The organism is Streptomyces atratus (assembly GCF_014648655.1).
Lineage (GTDB): Bacteria > Actinomycetota > Actinomycetes > Streptomycetales > Streptomycetaceae > Streptomyces > Streptomyces atratus.
In genome coordinates this window covers 21,411-27,410 of record NZ_BMRN01000064.1, presented here as the reverse complement: position 1 = coordinate 27,410, position 6,000 = coordinate 21,411, and the positions used below count along the sequence as shown (strand labels likewise).

Genomic DNA, 6,000 nt, shown 5'->3' with positions numbered 1-6,000 from the left:
CGTCGCCCGCGAGGTCTACCGAGCCCTGACCACCACACCCACGGAACGAACCACTCAAACCGACCTCGTTCCAGCGGCTTGACAACCATAGGAGCATCCAGCGGATACCACTTGTCCACACCCGGCCGACAGTCCAGAACCCGCCCCGCAAACCCTCGGCGCCCACTTCAAAACCGCCTCGGTGGATCGAGGCTTAAGGAAGCGCTACAGTCGCGACCTGCAGGAATGTCCTGTCGATCTACGTGTATCACGAACGATCTTTATTCGACGTCGATTCCGCCCGTCTCCCCCCGCCGGGAGGCGAGATTGCCCCCGGGTGATCAAGGTGTCAGGATGGTCGGGCCCCAGCACGCGCACCAGGTCGGTCAACAGACCCGCACGGCGGGAATTGGTCGTGGGCAGCGTCGGTGAAGCGGGCCAGGAGCGGGTGCGGTTCATACATGGGCGGTCACCTGCGTGGTGAGGAAGTCCAGCAGAGCGGTATTGAAGCGCTCGGGCTGCTCGGTGCCGGGCAGATGTCCGGCCTTCTCGATGACGGCCAGGGCTGCCTGGGGGACGAGGCGGTGGATCGCCTCGGCGTTCGCAACGGGGGTGTAGACGTCGTCGGCTCCTACGAGGATCAGTACCGGTTCCCGGACGGCGGGCAACGTGTCACGGTAGTCGGGGCGTTCGGCCCGTCCGCGCAGTGCCGCGGCGGCGCCGCGGGGGTCGGTGGAACACATCATGGACAGGACTCGCTCAGCGACATCCGGCATCGCGTCGACGTTGTACGCGGCGAGCATCTTGTCGATCACCTCGCCTGCGTAACTGTCCATCCCCTCGGTGAGGAGTCTCTCGGCCAGGCGGTTGCGGAACTCTTTGCCCTCGTCGGTTTCGGCGGGGGCAGAGGTGTCGGACAGGACAAGGGCGCGCACCCGCTGCGGGTGACGGCGATGGAATTCCATGGTGATCTGACCGCCCATGGAGACGCCGCCGACCACCGCCCGCTCGATGCCCAAGTGGTCGAGGAGCGCGGCAAGGTCATCGGCGAAGTCGGAGAGGAAGACCTGTCCGGGGGTGACGCTGCTACGGCCGTAACCACGCAGATCGGGGGTGATGACCCGGTATCCGGCTTCGGTCAGCGCCTTGGCCTGGGGTGCCCACAGGGTGCGGTTGAAGGGGTGGCCGTGGATCAGGAGGACCGGCAATCCGGTTGCAGGCCCGAAGTCGTCGTAGTGGATGGTGGCGCCGCGCAGGGTTATGGCGTTCATGCCGAGCACCCTAACTCCGTGATGGTCAGTCACCTTGAGGTGTTTCGCACGATGGGCGGAGCCTCCAACGCGATCAACGCGTCCTCGCGGTTGAGGAACCCGAACGCGGCGTTGTACACGGTGCACCCTCCGCAGTGCAGCAACGCCGTCTCACCCGACCGCTGCGGCTGGATCTTCCAGGACTGCTCAGCCCGCACCCGCCCTTTACGCTGCCCGCTCCTGCTCCTCCTGAACCTCAAGCCCACGAACCTGGTTTTCTGCCTGCCGCAGCTGATAGCGCAACCAGGCGGGGCCGTCTCCGTGAAGTCCGGGCAATCTCCGAGATCTCCGGACATCCGCCTAACGTCCTGCTCAAGTCCGGGCACGATCCCCGAATGGCGTGGTAGCGGTCGGCTGAGCCACCCTCCGTAGGGTGGGAGCCGATCATGTGGTCCCATCCAAGGAGCTGCCCGCCATGCCGCAGATCACTGTTGACTACTCCGGCCCGCTCGGCGCGGCCTTCGACCGCCCGGCCTTCGCGCTCGCCCTGCACCCGATCGTCGTCGACACCGCCGACGCCCGCCTGGAGGCTTGCAAGACCCGCTCCTCGCGCACCTAGCAGTCGCGCGACGGGTTGCCATGCCGAAGCACCTACGAGAGGGCTGTGCACCAGGACCAGGCTCGGTTGTCCTCGCATGACGCCTCATTCTCGATCACCAGGGAGCCATTCGGGGGCTCGCGGACAAGACAAGCACAGCTCACCACCGGCGGTGGTGCTTGTGGCGGGGAGAGATCGATGGCCGCACCGTCCCCGAACTCCGCCGCCTTCGCACCACCGACCTCGACCTCGCACAACGCGTCGTCCACCTCGACGCCGAGCCCCACCCCTCGACGCCCGCAGGCTCGACTCCCGCGCACACATCACCCGGCAGCTCCGAGGCAGCGACCCCGGCCACCTGTGGATCCCCGCCGAACCCGGCCGCCCCCGCCACGGCGCCCCTGCAGTCAAACCCGACATCAACCGCGCGGACGTCCGCACCCTCCACGCCGCCCACCGCGCCCTCGTGTTCCAACTCCTCGGCCGCCCCGTACGACCATGCGCCTTCTGCCCCGCAACTGAGCACGACGCGGATCATCCATCCGCTGGCTCACGCCGTTGTTTCGGTTCGGTGACGGGGCGGAGCCGGCTTGGTGAGGGGCCGTACGTTGTATCGACATGAGACCCCGTATCGCCGTGATCGGCAGCGGTCCCGCCGGCCTTACCTTCGCCCGCGTCCTGCACCGTCATGGTCACTCTGTCACCGTCCTCGAACGCGATCCCGCCCGCGACGCCCGTCCCGCGGGCGGCACGCTGGACCTGCACGAGGGGCTGGGCCAACTGGCGCTGGAGAAGGCGGGGGTGCTGGCGGAGTTCCAGGCGCTGTCCCGTCCCGAGGGGCAGGCCATGCGCATCCTGGATGCGGGCGGGACCGTCCTCCGCGACTGGCAACCTCGTCCAGGTGACCGGGCCAATCCCGAGATCGACCGCGGGCAACTCCGTGACCTGTTGCTCGGGCCGCTGGACGTTCAGTGGGGGCGGGTCGTGACGGAGGTGGTGCCGGAGAGCCGGGATGGCGTGCTGGTCCATTTCGCGGACGGGCGACAGGAGACGTTCGACCTCGTGATCGGCGCGGACGGTGCCTGGTCCCGGGTCCGCCCGGCGGTCTCGTCCGCGACGCCGCAGTACACCGGCGTCACCTTGGTCGAGACCTCCTTGGACGACGTCGACACCCGCCACCCCGACCTCGCCCGGCTGGTCGGCGACGGTTCCGTGGCTGTGTACGGCGTGAACCGCGCGCTTGTCGCCCAGCGCAACAGCGGCGGCCACGTCAAGGTATACGCCCAGTTCCGCGTGGAGCTGGACTGGCACATGAACCTGGACCGGCATATGGGCCTGGGCCTGGCCGGCGTCGAGGCCGTGCGATCAAGCCTGCTGGCTCTGTTCGACGGCTGGGCCGCTCCCGTCCTCGACCTCCTCCGCCACGGCACAGCTTTCGTCCACCGCCCCCTCTACGCCCTTCCCGTGTCCCACACCTGGGCCCACGTCTCCGGGGTGACGCTACTGGGCGACGCCGCCCACCTGATGCCCCCGTTGGGAGCGGGCGCGAACCTCGCGATGCTGGAAGGCGCCGAACTCGCCGAGTCCATCGCCGCCGCCCCCGGCCCTGAAGATCTGGACAAGGCCGTCCGCGCCTTCGAGGAACAGATGTGGGCACGGGCCGGCAGGTGGTCGGACATCACGATGGCCGGTCTGGAACGCCTCGTGAGCCCGGACCCCTCCGAAGCCCTCGCCCTCTTCGACGAGGTCCAGCCTTCCTGACTGCCAAGCGCGGGAGCATGGCCCAGTCCGCCGGTTCCTCGCACCCGGACTATCTCGGCGCGAATGAATGAGTTACTTCTGGTGCTCCGACCCTGCACTGACCGCCCGCTTGCGTTCTCCGACGCGGCGCTCGCGCAGTGCTGACTCGCATCGGGCCGTCCACGGATCGGCCAACTCCTCGATCAAACCACCGAGATGTGCACGATCGAGGCCGCTGAAAGCAGGATGGGACAAGGCCGCACGGGCTCGGTAATGCGTCACGACATCACCAACCCGTGCGGTCCGTTTCACCTCACGATGCGCCGGCGGCCCGAGCAGCGTAGGACCTCGCGACCAGGTTCTCCACCAGAGCGCTCTTCGCCGTCGAGTAGGCCGCCCTGCCCTCCTTGTCGGCAGGGAACCGCTGCGCCAGGGCCACCTTCAAGGCACTGTAGCGGTGGATTTCATCGGGCCGCTGACGCAGGTAATCACGGAGTAGGACGTGATCAAGGTGGGGCTTTGAGTCTGCGACCACGCCGTACAGATGGTGTTCGGGCGCCGTGGGAGGGGCCTGGAACGCCTCCCGTCTCCGAATTCCCAGATCGCCTTCGTGTCGGTAGCCCTGCCCGGCGAGCCGAGAGATCAACTCGGGCATGGCCGCCTCTTCGGGCACCACGATGTCGAGGTCGATGATCGGCTTGGCGGCGCACCCGGGCACGGCCGTACTGCCGACATGCTCGATGGACACAGCCAGATCCGCGACGTGAGGTGCCAATCGCTGTCGCAGATCCTCGAACTGCTCGGGCCATTGGGGGTCGTAGTCACTGACCACGATCATGTCAGTCATGTCGGCAGTCTCGCAGAATCGCCAGGGCCCCTCGCATTCCCCGGAGATCCCTGGCTACCGCGTACCGAGTCGTAAGGGCTCGCAGAAAATCAACATGCGGGTTTGATCTTGTCCGGGGGTTCGGTGCTGTAGGTGTCGAGGTAGGCGGCCACGTCTGCGGGAGTGGTGAATCGTGCGGTGGAACGGGGGACGGAACAGTCGGTGCTCAATCCGGTTCCATTTCGATGGCCCGGCGGTAGGTGACTCACCGTGATCTCAAGGCCAGGCTCGGCGGCCAGTGCGGCAAGTTCGGTCTTCCATGCCCGGGTGCGGTAGCCGTTGGAGCCCCCGGCGTCGGCGTTGATCAGCAGCCGACGGGCGCGAGGGTAGTCGCCCTGTCCGGCCCCGTGCCACCAGCGGCGGATCGAGGCGACCGCGAAAGCGGCGGTGTCGTGGTCGGTGCCGACACTGACCCAGCCGGCGTTCGCGGCAATGTCGTAGATGCCGTACGGGATCGCCTTGCCGGGCCCCTCCCGGTCCAGGAAGTCATGCGTCTTGACCTGCACCGGATCACCCATGGGCTGCCATTCACGCCCCTCGTTCTTGTACTGGCCGACCAGTTCCTTCTTCTTGCTGTCCACGCTGACCACCGGGTCCCCGGCGTCGATGTGGTCCTTGGCCTGCTCGTTGATGTAGCGGAACTGGGCGTCCCGGTCCGGGTGCTGCTTGCCCTCGACGGTCTTGGAGTTGGCCTGCAGACTGAAACCCTCCTCCCGCAGCAGGTCACCGACCGTGTCGGCACTGACCTTGTGTCCCTGGCGGGTCAGCTCGCCGGCCAGGTTCCGGGTCGACTTGGTCGTCCAGCGCAGCGGCGGCATCGGGTCTCCGCGCATGTCCGGCTCGACCAGGGCGAGCAGCGCGGGCCGCAGTCCCGCATCCAGGTCGGCGGCCTTCTTCCGTCCGCCTCCGGGCCGGCGGACCTGTCCCAAAGGCGCCTCGCCCGCCTCCAGCTCATCCGCCCCCTTGCGGACCGTCGTCTCGCTGGCCCCGGCGGCCCGCGCGACGGCCCGGATCCCGCCGTGCCCCAGGATGCGGGCCTCTGCTCCCATCAGCAGACGCTGCTGCCGCTCGTCCAGGTGTGGGAACAACACCCCGAACCTGGCGGCCAGTTGCTCGAACCTCTTGCGATATGCCCATACCACGTCAACGAGCCAGATCACCGGAAGCAACACGTTCATTCTCTGCGAGCCCTAACGCGGCGCGGAACCTGTCACGCAGTCCGGGCCGGTGGTCCCGCAGCAGGCCTGCGGCCAGGAGCAGCCCGCCGCCGAGGGGCTCGGGCTGGAGGTGAGCGTGGTGTTCGCCTGACGGTCAGCATGCGTTACAGTTGATCTTGAAAGTTCGCTGCAACTTGCGGCGACTGACACTGCGTTGGTGGTCCAAGGAAAGACGCCCCGCTTCCCGCGGGGAAATGCAGGTGCAAGGCCTGCCCAGCGCTCACTCACGAAGCCCTTCCCTCCACCGGGGAAGGGCTTCGTCGTTTCCCCGATGCAGCATGCGCCCGCCAACTGACCGCAGCAGCAGACTGGCTCACCGACGCCGGCCTC

The 6,000-nt window shown here is 67.6% G+C and carries 3 protein-coding genes and 2 pseudogenes; 2 read left to right on the top strand and 3 right to left on the bottom strand.

Translation table 11 applies throughout. The annotated features are described in order from the left end of the window. Positions 1-434: 434 nt before the first annotated feature. Positions 435-1,250 carry an alpha/beta fold hydrolase gene (locus IEZ15_RS39695; protein ID WP_189281860.1) on the bottom strand — a complete coding sequence of 272 codons (816 nt, stop codon included), beginning with the start codon at positions 1,248-1,250 and terminating at the stop codon, positions 435-437. A 454-nt stretch (positions 1,251-1,704) separates the two neighbouring features. Here IEZ15_RS39695 and IEZ15_RS39690 point away from each other — a divergent pair. After that, positions 1,705-1,842, top strand: a pseudogene (locus tag IEZ15_RS39690) (isomerase); the annotation flags it as partial. A 603-nt stretch (positions 1,843-2,445) separates the two neighbouring features. Continuing rightward, the gene (locus IEZ15_RS39685; protein ID WP_189281859.1) at positions 2,446-3,588 is read left to right on the top strand and encodes an FAD-dependent oxidoreductase; all 1,143 of its coding nucleotides are present in this window, start codon (positions 2,446-2,448) and stop codon (positions 3,586-3,588) included. A 292-nt stretch (positions 3,589-3,880) separates the two neighbouring features. Here IEZ15_RS39685 and IEZ15_RS39680 read toward each other — a convergent pair whose 3' ends face one another. After that, the gene (locus IEZ15_RS39680) at positions 3,881-4,414 is read right to left on the bottom strand and encodes a GrpB family protein (protein ID WP_189281858.1); all 534 of its coding nucleotides are present in this window, start codon (positions 4,412-4,414) and stop codon (positions 3,881-3,883) included. A 192-nt stretch (positions 4,415-4,606) separates the two neighbouring features. Further along, a pseudogene (locus tag IEZ15_RS39675) lies at positions 4,607-5,590 on the bottom strand (ISAzo13 family transposase); the annotation flags it as partial. Positions 5,591-6,000 lie beyond the last annotated feature (410 nt).

Excerpts from the sequence above, each read along its gene's own strand:
- IEZ15_RS39695 (WP_189281860.1), bottom strand. The coding sequence starts at position 1,250 with ATGAACGCCATAACCCTGCGCGGCGCCACCATCCACTACGACGACTTC.
- IEZ15_RS39685 (WP_189281859.1), top strand. The coding sequence starts at position 2,446 with ATGAGACCCCGTATCGCCGTGATCGGCAGCGGTCCCGCCGGCCTTACC.
- IEZ15_RS39680 (WP_189281858.1), bottom strand. The coding sequence starts at position 4,414 with ATGACTGACATGATCGTGGTCAGTGACTACGACCCCCAATGGCCCGAG.